The sequence below is a fragment of the Thermomonas beijingensis genome (genome assembly GCF_020034655.1).
Lineage (GTDB): Bacteria > Pseudomonadota > Gammaproteobacteria > Xanthomonadales > Xanthomonadaceae > Thermomonas > Thermomonas beijingensis.
On record NZ_JAIQDJ010000001.1, the window covers coordinates 65,708 to 84,187 of the forward strand.

At 62.2% G+C, this 18,480-nt stretch carries 15 protein-coding genes, 1 tRNA gene and 1 riboswitch; of the genes, 8 read left to right on the plus strand and 8 right to left on the minus strand.

Going from position 1 to position 18,480, the window contains the following annotated elements:
- Positions 1–35: 35 nt before the first annotated feature.
- On the plus strand, positions 36–1,868 hold the full coding sequence (gene glmS / locus K7B09_RS00285) for a glutamine--fructose-6-phosphate transaminase (isomerizing) (protein WP_223625341.1): 1,833 nt from the start codon (positions 36–38) through the stop codon (positions 1,866–1,868).
- Between the two features lie 140 nt (positions 1,869–2,008).
- Positions 2,009–3,343, plus strand: a complete 1,335-nt coding sequence (locus K7B09_RS00290) for a thymidine phosphorylase (RefSeq protein WP_223625344.1) — start codon at positions 2,009–2,011, stop codon at positions 3,341–3,343.
- Here the strand turns inward: K7B09_RS00290 and K7B09_RS00295 are convergent.
- The 4 genes from K7B09_RS00295 to K7B09_RS00310 all read right to left on the minus strand — a co-directional run bounded on the left by K7B09_RS00295 (position 3,324) and on the right by K7B09_RS00310 (position 6,994).
- Positions 3,324–3,734, minus strand: coding sequence for a cytidine deaminase (locus K7B09_RS00295; protein ID WP_223625347.1), 411 nt, complete (start codon positions 3,732–3,734; stop codon positions 3,324–3,326). The genes K7B09_RS00290 and K7B09_RS00295 overlap by 20 nt on opposite strands.
- Positions 3,735–3,855: 121 nt before the next feature.
- Complete coding sequence (locus tag K7B09_RS00300; protein WP_223625350.1) at positions 3,856–5,757, minus strand: TonB-dependent receptor domain-containing protein; 1,902 nt, start codon at positions 5,755–5,757, stop codon at positions 3,856–3,858.
- Positions 5,758–5,882: 125 nt separating this feature from the next.
- Positions 5,883–6,122, minus strand: a riboswitch (cobalamin riboswitch).
- A 12-nt stretch (positions 6,123–6,134) separates the two neighbouring features.
- Entirely contained in the window at positions 6,135–6,512 is a 378-nt protein-coding gene (locus K7B09_RS00305) for a TfoX/Sxy family protein (protein ID WP_223625354.1), read from the minus strand.
- Positions 6,509–6,994, minus strand: coding sequence for a GAF domain-containing protein (locus tag K7B09_RS00310; protein ID WP_223625357.1), 486 nt, complete (start codon positions 6,992–6,994; stop codon positions 6,509–6,511). The genes K7B09_RS00305 and K7B09_RS00310 overlap by 4 nt, the downstream gene beginning before the upstream one ends.
- 68 nt (positions 6,995–7,062) lie before the next feature.
- Between K7B09_RS00310 and bioD the strand changes: the two genes are divergently transcribed.
- Positions 7,063–7,737: a dethiobiotin synthase gene (gene bioD, locus K7B09_RS00315; RefSeq protein WP_223625362.1), complete on the plus strand. Its 675-nt coding sequence runs from the start codon at positions 7,063–7,065 to the stop codon at positions 7,735–7,737.
- Positions 7,738–7,928: 191 nt separating this feature from the next.
- Here bioD and K7B09_RS00320 read toward each other — a convergent pair whose 3' ends face one another.
- From K7B09_RS00320 to K7B09_RS00335, 4 genes are all read right to left on the minus strand, one after another.
- Entirely contained in the window at positions 7,929–11,096 is a 3,168-nt protein-coding gene (locus K7B09_RS00320) for an efflux RND transporter permease subunit (RefSeq protein WP_223625365.1), read from the minus strand.
- 67 nt (positions 11,097–11,163) lie between these two features.
- Positions 11,164–12,354 carry an efflux RND transporter periplasmic adaptor subunit gene (locus tag K7B09_RS00325; RefSeq protein ID WP_223625368.1) on the minus strand — a complete coding sequence of 397 codons (1,191 nt, stop codon included), beginning with the start codon at positions 12,352–12,354 and terminating at the stop codon, positions 11,164–11,166.
- A gap of 213 nt (positions 12,355–12,567) precedes the next feature.
- Positions 12,568–13,017, minus strand: coding sequence for a phasin family protein (locus K7B09_RS00330; RefSeq protein ID WP_223625372.1), 450 nt, complete (start codon positions 13,015–13,017; stop codon positions 12,568–12,570).
- Positions 13,018–13,095: 78 nt separating this feature from the next.
- Entirely contained in the window at positions 13,096–13,638 is a 543-nt protein-coding gene (locus K7B09_RS00335) for an RNA pyrophosphohydrolase (protein WP_374350111.1), read from the minus strand.
- 120 nt (positions 13,639–13,758) lie between these two features.
- Here K7B09_RS00335 and K7B09_RS00340 point away from each other — a divergent pair.
- The 5 genes from K7B09_RS00340 (at position 13,759) to K7B09_RS00360 (ending at position 18,453) form a co-directional block, all read left to right on the plus strand.
- Positions 13,759–13,835 (plus strand) — tRNA-Met (locus K7B09_RS00340).
- A gap of 177 nt (positions 13,836–14,012) precedes the next feature.
- Positions 14,013–15,260 carry a tyrosine-type recombinase/integrase gene (locus K7B09_RS00345; protein ID WP_223625375.1) on the plus strand — a complete coding sequence of 416 codons (1,248 nt, stop codon included), beginning with the start codon at positions 14,013–14,015 and terminating at the stop codon, positions 15,258–15,260.
- Positions 15,261–15,830: 570 nt separating this feature from the next.
- Positions 15,831–16,295 carry a peptidase associated/transthyretin-like domain-containing protein gene (locus tag K7B09_RS00355; protein ID WP_223625383.1) on the plus strand — a complete coding sequence of 155 codons (465 nt, stop codon included), beginning with the start codon at positions 15,831–15,833 and terminating at the stop codon, positions 16,293–16,295.
- A 288-nt stretch (positions 16,296–16,583) separates the two neighbouring features.
- Complete coding sequence (locus K7B09_RS13275) at positions 16,584–16,781, plus strand: HGGxSTG domain-containing protein (RefSeq protein ID WP_425507831.1); 198 nt, start codon at positions 16,584–16,586, stop codon at positions 16,779–16,781.
- A gap of 61 nt (positions 16,782–16,842) precedes the next feature.
- Positions 16,843–18,453, plus strand: coding sequence for a PcfJ domain-containing protein (locus tag K7B09_RS00360; RefSeq protein WP_223625385.1), 1,611 nt, complete (start codon positions 16,843–16,845; stop codon positions 18,451–18,453).
- Positions 18,454–18,480 lie beyond the last annotated feature (27 nt).

Below are 18,480 nucleotides of genomic sequence, written 5' to 3' on the forward strand. Positions count from 1 at the left end.
TTACACTGCCGGCTTGGACTTTGGAGTAATGCTGCATGTGTGGAATCGTTGGTGCCATCGCGCAACGTGATGTGGTTCCCTTGCTGGTGGATGGCCTGAAGCGGCTGGAATATCGCGGCTATGATTCGGCCGGAATTGCGGTGGTGGTGGCCGATAGCGTGCGCCGCGTGCGGCGCACTGGGCGAGTGGCCGAGATGGAAGCGGCGGCGCTGGCCGAGGGGCTGGGAGCCAATCTTGGCATCGGGCACACCCGCTGGGCCACGCATGGTGGCGTGACCGAATCCAACGCGCATCCACATATCAGCGATGGCGAACTGGCCTTGGTGCACAACGGCATCATCGAAAACCACGAAGCGCAGCGCGAACGTCTGCGCGCTTTGGGCTATGCGTTTGAATCGCAGACCGACACCGAAGTGGTAGCCCATTTGATTCATCACCACCGCAAGCAAGGGGTGAGTTTGCTCGCAGCACTGCAGGCGACGGTGAAGGAGTTGCACGGTGCATATGCATTGGCGGTGATCGACAAGCGCGACCCGGCGACGCTGGTGACCGCACGTATGGGCTGCCCGTTATTGATCGGGTTGGGCGAGGGCGAAAATTTCGTTGCTTCGGATGTGTCCGCGATTGTGTCGGCCACGCGGCGGGTGATCTTTCTGGAAGAAGGCGATACCGCCGAGCTGACCTGTGATGGCGTGCGCGTGTTTGACGCCAGCGATGCGCAGGTGATGCGTGAAGTGCACGTGTCGGAAGTGTCACTGGCATCGCTGGAACTCGGGCCGTATCGGCATTTCATGCAGAAAGAAATTCACGAGCAGCCACGCGCCATTGCCGATACAGTAGAGGGCATCTTGGATGCCGGTGGCTTTGATGCCGCACTGTTTGGCAAAGACGCGGACGCCGTGCTGGCGGATGTGGCGTCGGTCCAGATTCTCGCCTGCGGGACCAGTTATTACGCCGGTTTGACCGCACGCTATTGGATCGAAGCCATCGCCGGGTTGCCATGTGCGGTGGATATCGCCAGCGAGTACCGCTATCGCAGCGTGGTCGGCAACCCGAAGCAGCTGGTGGTCACCATTTCGCAATCTGGCGAAACGCTGGACACGATGGAGGCGTTGAAATACGCCAAGGCCCAAGGACAGGATAAAACCCTGTCGATTTGCAATGTGCCGGAAAGCGCGCTACCGCGGGCCAGCAAGTTGGTATTGCATACCCGTGCCGGTGCGGAAATCGGGGTCGCTTCCACCAAGGCATTCACCACCCAGTTGGTTGCACTGTTCACGCTGGCCGTCACCCTGGGCAAGCTGCGCGGCCGCGTCGATACCGCGCAGCAGGCCGACTTCTTGAATGCGTTGCGTCATTTGCCAGGCAGTGTGCAGCACGCACTCAATTTGGAGCCGCAGGTGGCCTTATGGGCAGAGAAATTCGCACCACGGCAGCATGCGCTGTTTCTGGGGCGTGGTACCCACTACCCGATCGCGCTGGAGGGCGCGCTCAAGCTCAAGGAAATCTCCTACATTCATGCCGAAGGCTACCCGGCGGGCGAACTGAAGCATGGCCCGCTGGCACTGGTGGACACGCAAATGCCGGTGGTGGTGATTGCTCCCAACGATGCACTGCTGGAGAAGGTCAAATCCAATATCCAGGAGGTGCGCGCACGGGGTGGCGAAATGTTCGTGTTCACCGATGCCGACAGCAGCTTCAGTGCATCCGAGGGCGTGCATGTGATTCGCACGCCGCGCCATGTGGGCATTTTGTCGCCGATCGTGCACGCCATCCCGGTGCAACTACTGGCCTATCACACCGCATTGGCACGCGGCACCGATGTGGACAAGCCCCGCAATCTGGCCAAATCGGTGACGGTGGAATAAGCAGCCGCCAGTTGTCCCAGATCAAGGAGCGGGCACACCGGCTTGCCTAGTCTGGTGCGGCCGGTCGGCGGCTGCAGCCTTGCTATGTGGATGCCTTTGTTTTCGCCTATTGCCAGCGGTCGTTGCCGCGCAGGTTGTGCATGAGTGACTGGCCTGCAGCGCTATTGATTCGCGCCAAGCGGGAAGGGCGAAGTCTGGATGCCCCGCAGTGGAAGGCGTTGGCCGATGGTATCGCCAGCAACGGCTGGAGTGAGGGCCAAGTGGGCGCAATGGCGATGGCGATTGCGTGGCGCGGCTTGGGCACGCAAGAATGCCGCGACTTCACTTATGCCCTGCGTGATTCCGGGCGTTGTCTGGATTGGCGTGACTTGCCCGGACCGGTGCTGGATAAGCACTCCACCGGTGGCGTGGGCGATTGCGTCAGCCTTGCGCTGGCCCCGTTGGTGGCCGCATGTGGTGGGTATGTGCCGATGATTTCGGGGCGCGGCTTGGGGCACACCGGCGGCACCTTGGACAAGTTGGAAAGCGTGCCCGGCGTGGATGTCCAGCTAGATCCGGCACGTTTGCAGCGACTGGTGCGCGAGGTGGGTTGTGCCATTGTTGGTCAAACAGCGGACCTGGTGCCCGCTGATCGGCGCTTGTACGCGGTGCGCGATGTGACGGCCACGGTCGATGTGCCGGACTTGATCGTGGCCTCAATCCTGTCGAAAAAACTTGCCGGTGGTGCGCAAGCCTTGGTGTTGGATATCAAGACGGGCAGTGGCGCGCAAACGCCCGATGTGGCAATGGCCGAAGCCTTGGCGGCACGGATGCAGGCGGTCGCCGCCGGGAGCGGCTTGCAGCTGGCGACCGCACTGACCGACATGGGTCAGGTGTTGGGGCGCGATGCCGGCAACGCATTGGAGCTGCGCGCCATCATCGACTTGCTAACCGGTGGTCCGGCTTGCCCACGCTTGCGTGCATTGGTGCTGGCATTGTCGGCACGGCTGTTGCTGCTGGGTGGGTTGGCTGCGACTGATGCGGATGCAGAGGCACAGTTGCAGCATGCCTTGCACAGTGGCGCGGCCGCCGAGCGCTTGGCGCGCATGTTGGCAGCGCTGGGTGCGCCGCATGATGTGTTGCAACGGCCGGCGCATTATTTGCCCACTGCGCCCGTGCATTACGCGGTAACCGCAGACCGTGCCGGCTTTGTGCAGACCATCGATGTGCGCAGTGTGGGCGAATGCGTGGTGGATCTGGGCGGCGGACGGCGCGTGGCCGGTGCCCGCATTGATCCGGCCGTGGGCTTGAGTCAGGTGTGCGGGCGTGGCCAGTACGTTGCGCATGGCGCACCACTCGCTGTGGTGCATGCGCGTAATCAAGCCGATGCCGAACGTGCCGCAGACAGTGTGCGTGCGGCGTTTTGCTTGGGCGAAGCCGCCCCTGGCGAAGTTGCAGCGTGGCGCTGGTTGGATGCTACTGCGCCGGCAAAATAAAGCGATATGGCAGCAGGGCATCGACATCCACTTCAACCCAACTGCCATCGGGCTGCCGAAAACTCACGCCAGCCTCGATGCCGAATTCAATCAATGCTTGTCGGCAGGCACCACAGGGAGACACGGGTAGCGGTGTGCCGGTATCGCTGAATGCCGCGACTGCAATTGCAGCCAAGCGAAAAGCTGCACCTTCCGCTTGTACTGCTGCGGCAATCGCTGCGCGTTCGGCGCAGCCACCGATGGAATACGAAGCGTTTTCAACATTGCAACCGGCGTACACCGCGCCACTGGTGGCGCGTAACGCGGCTCCTACCCGCAGATTCGAGTACGGGGCATAGGCATGTTGCGCGGTCTGTTCGGCCAATGTGCGTAGTGACGTGAAGTCGGGCATCACTGTGGATGTGTCAGCGGGAAGCATTGCATGGTGGCACGGGTGCTTGCCTGTCACAAACAAAAACCCGGCATCGGCGCCGGGTTTTCGCTTCCGTGCGGGCTAGCTCCGAAACGAGGCGTTACTGGTCCGGCTGCCAGCGCAAGCTGAGGGTGTACTCGCGGCCGGGCTGGGCATACCAGGCGCTGGTCTGATAGCGCTTGTCGAAGGCATTGACCACGTTGGCTTGCAGTGTCCAGCCCTTTGCCAAACGCCATGACGCGCGGGCGTCCAGCGTGCCGTAGCCACCCACGCGCAGGCTGTTGGCCACATCATCCCAGCGCGACGCTTCGGCAATGCCGCTGATGCCAAAGCCCCAGTCGCCAATATCGCGATCCAAGTCCAGCCGCGCGCTGCGGGTGGGGCGACGGGCCAGTTGCTTGCCGTGGTTTGTCCCCGCGCTTTGGTTGCGTGCATCCAGCCAGCTGAGTTGGCCACGCAGCGACCAGTCACCCAGCGCCAGAACGCCGGTCAACTCAACCCCACGAATGCGCGCCGAGTCCACATTGACCGGCTTGAACTGCGAGGAATCCCAAGCGATCAGATCGCTGACCCGGGTCTGATACGCATTGGCCTGCAGCTGCCAGCCGTCACCGCTGCGCGTCAGCGACAGTTCGCTGCTGCGGGCGTCTTCGGGGAGCAGCAACGGATTGCTGGCGCCGGGGTAGTACAGCTCGTTGAAGGTGGGCGCCTTGAACGCGGTGGCATGGCTGGCCGTCACCCGCCAGCCTGCGGCAAGGTTCATGCCCCAGGCCATCCCGCCGGTGGTGTGGCCACCGAATTGATCGTTGTCATCGTGGCGCAGCGACAGTTGCAGGTCCTGCTTGCCGAACGTGCCTTGGTATTGCGCAAAACCGGCACGGTTGCCACGCCTTGCGGTGAACGGTGACCACGGATCCTGGGTGGCGGCGGCATCGCGCAGCCAATCAAACCCGGTGGTGAGTACCTGTGCCTGCGCCAGTGTGAAGTCGGCTTGCAGGTTGCCGGTATCACGCGTGGTGACGAAGCGGTTGCTGAACACTGTACCCAGATAGTTGACCGAATCATCGGTGTTGCGGCCCAGCGTCAACTTCAATTGCACCCTTTGCGAGGGCGTCCAGCGCGCACTGCCGCCCACGGTCTGCTGCACGATGTCGGAGTTGTCCACGTAGTTGCCGTCGTAATCGTTATGGCCGATGGCGCGGGTGGCGCGTGCATCCAGCTGCCATGCGGTGCTGGGCGAAAAATCGGCGTGCACGCCCGCACTGTTGTTGCGATAACCATCGCGATCCAGATGCGTGCCCGGCACGATAAAGCAGCCTGCGCCCGCCCACGTGGCAGGGTTGTAATCCCCCAGGCAGGCATTGATGCCAGCGGTGGACTGGTGCGCCACATCTACACCCACGCCACCGCGTGCACCGCGCAGTTCCACACCGGCAGAGGCCTCGCGCAAGTGGTTGCTGCCGATTGCAATCCGCGCATGGCCATGCGTGCCTGCACGGCTGTCACGGCGGGTGAAAATCTGGATCACGCCGCCGATGGCATCGGCCCCATACAACGATGAGCGCGGCCCGCGCACGATTTCGATATGGTCGATCTGCGCCAGCGGAATATCCTGTAGCGAGGTCAGGCCCGAGGTGGTCGAACCCACGCGCACGCCGTCGATCAAAAACAAGGTGTGGTCTGATTCAGTGCCACGCATGAACAACGTCGACAGCTTGCCCAGCCCACCTTGGTTGATGAGGGTGATGCCGGCGCGACCGCGCAGCAATTCGGGCAGTGAGCGCGCGCTGCTGGCGTCGATTTGTGCGCGGTCGATCACTTCCACAGCGGCCAGCGCGGCATCGACGGTGGCAGGCGTGCGCGTGGCGGTGACAATCACTTTGTCGAGGTCTTTGGCGGTATTGGCGGCATCTGCCGCAAACGCGATGCCGGGCAAGGACAGGGCCAGTGCCAGGGTGCAACTCAAGGGGGACAAGCGAAGCAGGGTGTTGCGCGATTGCATGTGAGTCTCTCCGGCGTGCCAATCCGCACGCCATGGCGAAGGGGACGGTTGCAATACGGGCGGAACACGCAGACGGGCGATGCAGCAAGCAGCAGGCGCGACGTCGCGCAATGCCCGCCGCATCGCAACCAACACACTTCAAGGCCGGTCTCCGGGCTTGCAAGCGGCGCATCCTGTGATGGGCCCGCGCGGCACCTTCCCATGCCAACATCAAACCGATGTGCGCACAGTGGTTGTTGCCGAACTTCTCTTGCTTACCGTTGCGGGGGCAGCGCCGGACTGGTTGCACCTGCGTGCAGTGTCACCGGCTTCCCGTTTCAATCAGCGGACAGGGCCCGCCAATCACCTTGAAGCGCAGGCATTGTAGCGCAAGCGGTTCAGTCGGTCGTCGTGTCGCTGCCGTGCTCGTCATTGAACAGGTTGAATGCCAGTACCGGCGCCTGTTCGTGATGGGTGGTGGTCACCGGCGCTGCGGCGGGACGCCCACGCGGCGGCGGCAGCAAGGCGATGGCGGCTTCGGCGGCGCTGACCAGTTCCGTGCGGCGCGCGTCCGGCACCTCCTGCCAGTGGCAATTCTGCAGTGCGCCTTCCAGTGCATACAGCAAATTGAGGCTGGGCTTGAAGCCGGCCCGGCGCACCTTCATGAAGGCATCCACGGTGCCGATGGCAGCGATGTCTTCCAGCGAGCGCAAGCCCACTTGCCGCAGCCATGCAGCAGACTTCGGGCCGATATTGCGCATCTTGGCGGCGCTCATTGCAGGGCATCCAGATACGCTTGCGCAATCGCTTCCAGCCCGGCTTGATCGTCTGCATCGAAGCGCGCTGGCAGAGGACTATCGAGGTCAAACACCCCCAGCAAGGTATCGCCCTGATACAGCGGCACCACCAGCTCCGAGCGCGATGCGGAGTCGCAGGCGATATGTCCGGGGAATGCATTGACGTCTTCAACGCGCTGGGTTTGCCGCAAGCGCGCCGCCGCCCCGCACACACCTTTTGCAAGCGGGATGCGCACGCAGGCCGGCAGCCCTTGAAACGGACCCACCACCAATTCATCGCCATCGAAAAAATAAAACCCCACCCAATTCAGGCCAGGCAGTGCGTGATATACCAGCGCCGACAGATTGGCGGCATTGGCAATGCGGTCGCGCTCGCCATGCAGCAGGGCTTGCGCCTGTGCCAACAGCTGCGTGTATTGCGTCGGCTTGCTGCCGGTAAGGGAGGCGGCGGTAAAGGTCATCTGCCAAGTGTAGCAACCGTACGCGTCAGGGCTACCATGCAGCCTTCATCGGCAACTACGAAAGCACAATGTTCTCAATTTATGTGACGGGTACCGATACCGGCATCGGCAAAACACTGACCAGTTGCACCCTGCTGCACGCCTTGCGCGGACATGGCTTGCGCGTGGCAGGGATGAAGCCGGTGGCCAGTGGTTGCAGTGCGATTGACGGTGCATGGAAGAACGAAGATGCGCTTGCGCTACAAGCGGCAGGCATGCCGGGATTGGCCTATGCCGACATCAATCCGTTTGCGCTGGAACACCCCTTGGCGCCAGAGCTGGCGGCGCGGGATGCGGGCGTGGCCATCGAGCTGCTGCCGATCCTGGCGGCACATGCACGATTGGCCTCGCAAGTGGAGGCCTTGGTGGTGGAAGGGGTGGGTGGTTGGGCTGCGCCGTTATCGGCAGGCTTGATGCAGGTCGATGTGGTGCGCATGCTGCGCCTGCCGGTGGTGTTGGTGGTGGGCTTGCGCTTGGGCTGCCTCAATCATGCGCTGCTGAGTGCGCGTGCGATTGTGGAGGATGGCGTGCATCTGGCCGGCTGGATTGGCTCGCAAGTGGATCCGGCGATGGAGCGCGTGGATGACAACATCACGATGCTGCGCGCGCGGTTGCCAGCGCCGTGTTGGGGCGTGTTGCCGTATGCGCCGAATGCAGCGCCTTCGGTACTGGCGCAGTATTTGCGGATTCCGATGGCAGCTTGATGAGTCTGGCAGTCTTGTCGCCCACCGGGGAAGGCTCGCAGCTTAGGCTTCGCATCCAGCGATGATGCGCGACCGCGGGCCCTCCATGGCGCGCTCGATCCTTCACCGGTGGGCGGCAAGACTGCTGCGAGGAACAAGGCGCAATAAAAAACGCCCGGTTGCCCGGGCGTTTGTCGTCATATCGTGCAGCCTCAACCGTGTTGCGGCTCAGGCAAGGTGTCTGCTGCATCAGCCGCCGGCGCGTGCTTGTGTTCGCGCGCCAGATACAGATAGAACGCGGGCAGCACGAACAAGGTGAACAAGGTGCCGATGGTCATGCCGGAGGCAATCACCACGCCCATCGAGAAGCGCGAAGCCGCGCCGGGGCCCTTCGCCATCAGCATCGGAATCATCGCAAACACCAGCGCGGCGGTGGTCATCAACACCGGGCGCAGACGAATGCCGGTGGCGGCTTCAATCGCGTCGCGCTTGCTCATGCCCTGTTCGATTTGCAGCTTGTTGGCGAATTCCACGATCAGGATGCCGTGCTTGGAAATCACGCCCACCAATGTCACCAGCCCCACCTGCGTATAGATGTTGATACTCATGCCGGGTAAGGCCTCAACCCCCATCGCTTGCAGGATGCCGGACACCAGCGCCAACACGTTCAATGCCAGCAGTGCACCGCAAATGGCCATCGGCACGGTGAGCAACATGATCAACGCATCGCGGAAGCTTTCAAACTGCGCCGAGAGCACCAGGAAAATCACGATCAAGGCCAGCGCCATGGTCATCAACATGGCTGAGCCTTCCTGCTTGAACTGCCGCGACTCACCGGCATAGTCCACGCTGTAGCCTTGCGGCAGCACTTCTTTTGCGGCTTGGTCCAGGATCGCCAACGCTTCACCCTTGCTCACGCCGGGGCGCGGGGCAAATGTGATGGAGACCGCATTGAGCTGCTGGAAGCGCTTGAGCGATTGCGGCTGCGCGCTTTCCTTCAGCGTGACGATGGTGGACAGTGGAATGAGTGCTCCATCGCGGGTGCGGGTGTAATAGTTTTCAAGATCGCTGGCATTGAGGCGGTCCTTGCGTTGCACCTGCGGGATCACCCGGTACGAGCGATTTTCCATCGAGAACAGATTGCTGTAGCCACCGGCCAGCATCGACGACATGTCGGCAGCCAGCGTGCGCATGTCTATCCCCAGCATCGCCGCTTTGTCGCGGTCGATGTTGACCTCGATGCGCGGCTTGTCGATCTTCAAATCCTTGTCGAGGAAGATGAAGCGCTTGCTGGCATAGGCCTTGGCCAAAATGGCGTCCGACAACTCCGACAACTGCTGCAAGTTGCCCACGCCGCCAATGATGAATTCACCACCGCCGCCGCCGCCACCGGCGCTGGGTAGCGAGGGCGGCACCAATGCAAACACCTTCAGCGCACTGATCTCGTTGAGCTTGGGTTGCAGCTCTTGCTGCAGGATTTGCGTGGTGGAGCGGCTGCGCTGGCTCCATGGCTTGAGCACGAAACCGGCCATCGCACTGGGGCTGGCACCGCCGCCACCGCCGCCCATGCCACCGTTGATCAAAAAGGTCTCCTTGATCTCGGGAATCCTGGCGGTGAACTTGGAAATTTCAGCGGTATAGCGTTCCACATAATCCAGCGTGGCCACCGGGTCCGCACTGGCCACCGAGAAGATGAAACCTTCATCTTCCACCGGTGCCGGTTCCTTTGGCGCGCCTGCGTACAGGAAACCGCAACTGACCAGCACGATCAGGCCAAACACGGCGATCACGGCCTTGGTATCCAGCGCGCCATGCAGGCGGCGTTGATAGGCGTGGTGCAGTTTGTCGAAGCGATTATCCAACCACAGCTCGAACTTGCCCTTGGGGTGGTCGGGGTCATGCGCAATCAGGATCTTCGCGCTCATCATCGGCGTCAACGTGAGCGCAATCACGCCCGACAACAACACCGCGCCGGCCAAGGTGAACGCGAATTCGGTGAACAACACGCCGGTCATCCCACCTTGGAAACCAATCGGCAAATACACCGCAATCAAGGTGGTGGTCATCGCCACCACCGGCCACGCCAATTCACGCGCGCCGCGAATCGCGGCGTCCATCGGCTTCATGCCTTCTTCGATATGCCGGTGGATGTTCTCCAGCACGATGATCGCATCGTCCACCACGATGCCAATGGCCAGCACCATCGCCAGCAAGGTCAGCAAATTGATGGTGAAGCCCATCAGCAGCATCAAGAACAGCCCGCCAATCAGCGATAGCGGGATGGAAATGGCCGGGATCAACACGCTGCGCAGTGAGCCCAGGAACAAGTAGATCACCACGATCACGATGAGGAGCGCTTCCACAATGGTGCGGATCACTTCGTTGATCGAGTCTTGAATCGCCTCGGTGCTGTCGTACGGAATGCTGGCGTGCATGCCCTGCGGCAATTGCGGAATGATGTCGTTGTCCCAGACCTTGCGCACTGCCTTGATCACATCCAGCGAGTTGGCATCGGGCGCCACACTGATACCGATGAACGTGGCTGCATCGCCGCCATTGATACGCACCGACGTGCCATAACTGTCAGAGCCCAACACCACATCGGCGATGTCACCCAGGCGCACAATCGCACCGTCTTGTTCACGCACCACCAGCTTGCGGAACTCTTCGGCATTGCGCAGATCGGTGCGTGCGGTCATGTCGATCGCAACCATATGCCCCTTGGTCGAGCCCAGCGCGGCCAACACGTTGTTCGACTGCAAGGCTTGCGAGACATCGCTGGCGGTCACTTTCAGCGCGGCCATTTTTTCCGGTTTCAACCACACGCGCATGGCGAAGTTGCCGGCGCCCATGATTTCTGCGCTTTGCACACCGGGTACCGTCACCAGCTTGGGCTGGATCACGCGGGTCAGATAGTCGCCAATCTGGTTGCCATCCAAACGGTCGCTGGCAAACGACAGATACATGCTGGCAATACTCTCGCCCTGCTTCAGGTCGATCACCGGGTCTTCCGACTGCGATGGCAATTGCCCGCGCATCTTGTTGACCTTGGCGCTGATCTGGGTGAGCGCCTCGCTGGGGTTCTTGTCCAGCCGGATATAGGCCTGAATCGAGCTTATCCCCGCCGCGCTGGTCGAGGTCATGTAATCAATGCCCTCGGCACTGGCGATCTCGCGCTCCAGTGGCGTGGTGATAAAGCCCTGGATCAAGTCCGCATCGGCACCGAAATAGGTGGTGTTGATGTTGATCACGGCATTGCGCATTTCCGGATATTTGCGCACGTTCAATTCGCTGAAGGCACGCAGGCCGAACAGCAGGATGAACAGGCTGACGACCAGCGCCAGCACCGGCTTCTTGATGAAGATGTCGGTAAATTTCATGCTTGGTTACTCCCGCTTCCCCGTGTTGGGAAAGTGTGGACAAGAGGGCGTGACAGGTCGCCAGCGATCAACGGTTGATGACCGTAGGCTGGGCATCGGCGGCAGGTTGCACGCTGTTATCAATCGTCACTTCCGCGCCATTACGCAGCTTCAGCAGGCCCACCGTCACCACGCGCTCACCGGGCTTCAGCCCATCGGTGACCGCGATCAAATCGCCACGGGTGGCCCCGGTCTTGATGAAGCGCTGGTTGACCACCAATTTGTCGCCGCGCAGCGGTTGCCCCTTGGCGTCGGTTTCGCCGGCCTTGCGCTTTTCCGAGGTAATCACGAAGACCGCGTTGCCGTAAGGGTTGAAGCTGACTGCAGTTTGCGGAATCACCACCACGGCGTGCTCTGCGCCCAGTTCAAAACTGACCTTGGCAAAGCTGCCCGGGCGCAAGGCGTTGCCGGGGTTTTGCAAGGTGGCCTGCGCTTTGAAGTTGCGAGTGCTGGCATCCACCAGCGGATCCAGCGCGGTGATTTCGCCACTGAAGTGCTGGCCCGGCAGGGCATCCACGCTGGCGTTGATGTTGCCGCCTTTCAGCAGCTTGCCGATCATTTGTTCGGGCAGGGTGAAGTCCAGATAGATCGGATTGAGCTGCTGCAAGGTGACGATTGCGTCACCCGGCGCCAGATATTGGCCCAGATTGATTTTGCGAATGCCCAGTACGCCCGAGAACGGCGCACGGATGGTCTTGCGGGCAATCAGTGCGCGCTGTGCCTCTACTTGCGCGCGCGCATTGGCGGCCGCGGCGACGCGCTGCTGCACATCATCCAGGGACACCAGTTTGTCCTTGCCCAGCGCCTGCCAGCGCTGCGCCTGCACCGCCGCGAGTTTGGCCGAGGTCTCCAGTGCTTTGAGCTGAGCCTCTTCGTTGTCGGTGTTCAAGCGCACCAACACGGCGCCCTGGCTGACCGGCTGGCCGGCCTCAAACGCAATGCTGCGCACCACGCCGCCGGCCTCGGTGGTGACATCGGTGCCGTTGACGGCCACCAAGGTGCCCACCGATTCGCCGCCTGCACTCCAGCGCTGCGCACTGGCCGTGGCGGCCGAAATGGCCACCGCCGGTTGCGGCATGTTGTCGAAGAATTCATTGGTCTTTTTGGCGAAGATCGCCTTGATTCCAAACACGCCCCCAAACACGACGAGCGCACCAAGCAGCATCAAGCCCCAACGCAGGGCGGGGTTGGGGGTGTGGGCGGATGTATGGGCAGGCATGGGGCTGATCCGATGGAGATATGAAAATGAACCGGGGAGTTTAGCAGGATACTGAACTTGCAAGTCCATAATTGTTGCGGGATTGCTTGCCATTCGCATCTGCCGTTTGGCATGGACAGCATAAAAAAACCCGACAGCTTGCGCTGCCGGGTTTTGGCAACGACGCAGGGGAGTGCGGCGTTGCGGTCCCAGGGGGGAGGGATCTTGCCGGGCTTACTTGCCGGACTTGGTTGCCTTGGTGGCCTTTTCCACTTCGGCCTTGACCTGGGCACTGGCCTGCTCGAACTGGCCCTTGGCCAGCGAGCCAATGGCTTCGTTGGTCTTCACGGTGTTGGCAAACACTTCCTGCACGGTGCTGAGGCTGCGCTCGGCATTGGTGCGCGCAATCTGCACGCCCTTCGGCCACACAGCCTTCAGGCCGTCGGCGTCACGCACCTGCAGCAGCTCACCGGTGAAGGCGAAGCTGGCGGTGAAGGTGTCTTCGATGGCGGCCAACTGCAGGCCAAAGGCCTTTTCGGCATTCTCAAGGGCCAAACGGTTGACGTTGGCAGCGGCATCGGCGAACTGGCTGACGGCTTTGCTGAACTGATCGTTGAACTGGTACATGGCGGTCTCCTGCTGGTTGTTGTCGGCAAGGTTTGCCGGATTTGTGCGATGCAGCATATCGAGTGTTTTGTTGCAACGCAACATCGAGACGGCAAGTGGTATGCCTGCATTCAGTTTCAACAACACAGGTGGTGATCAGCGCTGTCGCGCTTGCCCGATCCCCCTGCCAGGCAGGGCGTACTCCGGCACGGCCAGTGCCCCGGCCACCGCACGGGCATGCGGGGCCAGATGCGCCAACGCACGCGCATACACGCTGCGCTTGAAGGTCACCACATGCTGCAGCGGGTACCAAAAATCCACCCAGCGCCAGTGGTCGAATTCAGGGCAATCGGTGCCATCCAGCTGCACATCGCCCTCCAATCCACGAAAACGCAGCAGATACCACACCTGCTTTTGGCCGATGCACACCAGCTTGTCACGGTGGCGGATGGCATGCGGCGGCAGCCGGTAGCGCAGCCAGCCAGGGGTGGCGCCCAGCACGTCCACATGCGCAGGCAGCAGCCCGGTTTCCTCGCGCAGCTCGCGGTACATCGCTTCCAGCGGGGTTTCGTCGGTGTTGATGCCGCCTTGCGGAAACTGCCAGCCGTCCCGGCGCACTCGACGCGCCCAGAACACTCGTCCATCGTCATGCATCAGTACGATGCCCACATTGGGCCGGAACCCGTCCGGATCGATCACGATGCGGACCTCAAAAAATTTGCCTGCCCCGACTGTGCCAGTGCCGCGCAGCTTCGGCAAGCCACCGCAGGGCGAATTGACGGCACCGGCCAAGATCAGGATAATGCCCGGCTCTGCGTTGGCTATGTAGCTCAGCCGGTTAGAGCACAGCACTCATAATGCTGGGGTCGGTGGTTCGAGTCCACCCATAGCCACCATAAAGTGGTTCCAAGACGCCGAAGAAAGTCCACAAACCCCTGAGAAATCAGGGGTTTTCTTTTGGTTGGCGTCCAGCAACGTCCCATGCGAGCCACTGGAATACCGTCACGTTTGACGGTAACGTTGACGGTAACGGCATGGTGCCGAATCTTGTTACCGTCAGAGGGGTTGCCGTCATGGCGCTCACCGATGTGGCGATCCGCAAGGCCAAGTCCGGCGCAAAACCCGCCAAATTGACCGATAGAGGCGGCCTTTACCTGCTTGTGCGACCGGACGGGGGAAAGTGGTGGCGGCTCGACTACCGTCGACCCGTTACCGGAAAGCGGAACACTCTGAGCCTGGGTACGTACCCAGACGTCGGACTGGCCGATGCACGTGCACGGCGGGATGCGGCCCGAAAACACATCGCCGCGGGCATTGACCCTAGCGAGCATCGCAAGGCCGAGAAAGCGGTCGGCCGGGAACAGGCCGCCAACAGCTTCGAGGTGGTCGCCCGCGAGTGGCTACAGGTCCGCAAGCCGGGCTGGACGGACAAGAACTTTGAAAAGGAACAGGCGAGGCTCGAGAACCACGCCTTTCCCTACATCGGCGGCAAGCCGGTGGCGTCCCTCGGCGTAGCGGAGATCCGGCCCATCATCGAGCGTGTGTCTAAGGCCGGGCACCTCGAGCAGGCGCACCGGCTCAGGTTCCAGCTCAGTCGGGTGTTCAAGTACGCGGTGGCCACCGGCCGGGCCGACCGCGACCCCGCGGCCGACCTGAGCGAGGCCCTGCCGTCTCGCCGCGACATGACCAAGCAGCGATACCCCACCATCACCGATCCGAAGCGCATTGGAGACCTGCTGCGCGCGATGGATGGGTTCGCGGGTACCTTTCCCGTTGCCTGTGCCCTGAAATTGGCACCGATGTGGTTTTGTCGACCTGGCGAAATCCGCATGGCCGAGTGGGCGCACTTCGAGCTGGATGGCGATTTCCCGGCCTATCGGGTGCCAGCGTCCAACAGGAAGCTGCGTAAGAAGGAAAAGGAGCACCCTGACACGCCACCGCATGTCATCCCGCTGGCCACCCAAGCGGTGACGATCCTGCGGGAATTACATGCACTGACCGGTCGCGACCGCTATCTCTTCCCGGGCGCGCGTGACCGCAAGCGCCACATGAGCGATGGCGCGATCAACGCGGCACTGGCGCGCATCGGCTTCAAGGACGAGATGGTGGGCCACGGCTTCCGCCACCTGGCGTCGACCCGGTTGAGGGAGCTCGGCTGGCCACGGGAGGTGGTCGAGGCCCAGTTATCACACAAGGTGGGCGGCACCGAGGGCGTGTACAACATGGCCGAGTACCTGCCCAAGCGCCGGGAGATGATGCAGTCGTGGGCTGACTATCTCGATCAGGTGAAGCTCGCGGGAGCAACCGCGCTTTTGCGTTGATAGCACCCGCAATTTGACAGCCCATAACGGTTGGTGTATCAATTTGCTCAGAATGTCCAAGTTGTATCTACAAGAACCCGCGTAGTGCGGGTTCTTGGTTTTCGAAGTCAGGACGTTCGAGTCAGCCCGCCAAGCGCGGGCTTTTTTGTGTCCGCGCGATCCCAAACCCCACCAAGCCCGCCAACTGGCGGGCTTTTTTATTGGAGGCTCCATGCAAGATTTCACTTCCCTCGAGTCACGACTACTGCCGCTGAGCGGCTTTCTCCGGTTACATGACATCGTTGGTCGAGCTGAGCGCGTCGGACGCCAAGGACGACCCGTGCGCGCCGCGATTCCTGCTTTGTTCCCGGTATCGCGCTCGACTTGGTGGGCCGGTGTACGTGCTGGGCGTTATCCGCAGCCGGTGAAGATCGGCCGGCGCTGCACGGCTTGGCGTGTGGAGGACATTCGTGCGCTGATCGAAGGAGAAGGAGGCTCAGCGCGCTCGAGTGTTGACAAATACGGCCTCTCGGAGGCAGTCGGCGGTCGTCTCGACTGCGCGACAAATCGCAATAGCGGTCGGAGTTGGTGTTGAACGCGAACGTCGAGTTCGCCGACTCCGACGGCGTCATCATCGGCGACAAGCCGCTGTGCCTGCCGGCCGGGATCTACCGGCTACGCTTCGACGACTGGGAGACGGTGAACTACTTCAACCGCCAGCCCAAGGTCGTGTGCCGTTTCACGGTGTGCACGGAGGGCGAGTGGTTCGGCGCGAAGCTGGCTCGCTGGTACAACGTGAAAGCGTTAGTGGGGCGGGCCAGGATGCGGGGCAGGTTCAAGGTGGCCTGGGGTCAGGATCTGGCGCGCGAATACCTCCCGTTGGTCGGCACGGTGCCACGGAAGGATGGCATTGCCCTGAGCAGGCTCAAGCCGTTGCTGCTGGAGGGCGTGATCGAGACGGTGACCTCTGACCGCAGGCAGCGCGCGCTACACCCCTCGCTGCACTACAGCGTGATCCGGCAGATCAGGTTGAGCAGGGATGTCACTCAAACCTAGCTGGTGCTCTTGCCTGCACCTATACCTACCAGTCATCCATGCAAATAGGCTCTGGCGCTCGCTCGTAGCGACTCGGCTGTCAACAACAGAATCGGGCCTTGGACAAGGTGGAGCCCGAGATTGGTTCTTCTGCCCATCTACCGCCCTGGCCTGTCAATCGATCGGCAGGCCAGGGTCCAAGTCAAAAGTCGGGAGCTGTTCCTAGGAGCCGATGCACATCTACGTGGTCGTGTACGGCGATTTGACGGGGACGCGCGTGCGCCCGCGTGCGTCATGGGGTTCGTAATCATGCGATCGACACCACCGGTAACATCGAATGCCCGTCGATGCGGCGCTGACACCCGTGCTGGACGTCCATGCCGATGCAAGCCGGAGCCCGGCAAGACTCGGTGTCGAAATCACGGAGGCTGTTCAACCGGGCCGAAGACGCCCGAGGGCAAGGCCAGGTCAGCGCAGAACAGGCGAGCTAAGTCGATCCCAGATTAGGGTTGGCGTGTCGCAGGCCATGCGACCCATGGTGCGCATGGTGGCAGCTAGGGGGTGACACATGCCGCAACACAGCTCGCTCGGTGAATGGCTCCGTTTCCTCAGTGCAACGGCGCCGGAATCTGCTCGTTGGCAGCAGCCTGCGGCCCGAACTGCGCTGCGCAGGCTGGTGAAGCTTGGCAAGCTGCACATGCTCGCCGGCATCGGTGCCATGTCGTCCGCGCCGCTGGTGGTTGCAGACGACGGCGTTGTGCGGATGGTCACCGCCATGCAGTCGCTCCGCTACGGCTACAACCGTCGCGACAAGTCGTTCTTCGCCGCCTTGCGGGAAGAGGATGGCAGTTGGCGCTTTGTGCCTCAGTCAGACCCCAACGTGGTGATCTTCGACACCTACCTCCCGCTGCGCGCTTGGCGGCGCCGGATTCGCTATACGCTGCGCGCCGAGTTGCACGAGACGCTGGTCGGGCTGGTCGTCCCGACATGCGGCAACCTGTCTCAGCCCCATCTGTGCGCGCTGGACGACTTGTGCGCCGAAATCGTTAATCGAGCTTGGACGGGCTTGCGCATGCGCAAGCGTCTCACCCGGCGTTTCCCGACCAAGCGACTACGGCACCAGCTCCGCGAGGCCATGGCGGTTGATCCGGATTTGCTTGCGCTGGCTCGGGCAGCGCGGTTCCGGGCGTCACAACCTGGCATCACGCAGCGGTGGCTGAGCTTCGTCTGGCAGCACCACGGCACGTTGACCCGCATCCGGCAGCAAACCCCTGCGCTGTTGCGCCCCGTCGCCCAGCACATGTTCCAGTACCCCGCGAATCCCTGCGAGGATCCAACGCGGGCCTGCGTGAAGACACTGATCAGCAATGGCATGAGCAAGCGCAGCTTCCAGTTGCTTGGCCGTCGTGGCGATCGTCCGTTCCGGGAGGTCATCCGCCGTTTCAATACCGGCTACGCACTGGATGCACTGTTACTGGCGCTGAGGCTGACCGAATCCGGGCATGACGCCGTGGTGGCCCGTCCGCTCTTCTACCGAGTGACACTCGACGAGTTCGGCTGCAGCATGACCCCCGCTGGCATCCGCAACCGCTTGGCGGTATTGCCTGGGCGGGTTTTCACCGAGGCACGGGCCCGGCTGGCGCTGGCCACGGACGAGTTGGAAGCGCAAGAGATTGCGCTGGCCTACCGCGGCATCGTGAATTGGTTCGTTACCTATGAGCCCGAGGGGCACGAGCACGCGAGCTGGGACCGCTGGCTGGTGCTTGTCCGCGAGGCGGAGGACCGCCGGCGCGCAACGCTGGAACCCGCCACTTGGCCTTGCGCCTTGGAGGAATTGCGAACCCCGGATGCCGAGGTGCTCGCATTGGCGACGCCGCTGGCCCTCTTCGAGGAAGGTCGCGCGCTGCGCCATTGCGCATACAGTTACGTGTCGAAGTGCCGGGACGACCAAGCGCGGCTGTTCAGTGCGCGTATGTGGCACCACGGCCGCATTGAGCGCGCCACCATCGGCCTGTGGCGGGAGCCGCGTGGCTGGCGCATCTGGGACATCCGCGGACCCTGCAACCGGCGCATGGGTGGGCATTGGATCCCGCTGGCGCGGCAGGTGGCGGAGGCGTACACCCGCAACTCGGCGTTGGAGCAGTTGGCGCTGCCCATGCGATACACCTGGGGCGAATGAGCCGATCGGACACCCCGCGAAAATTCT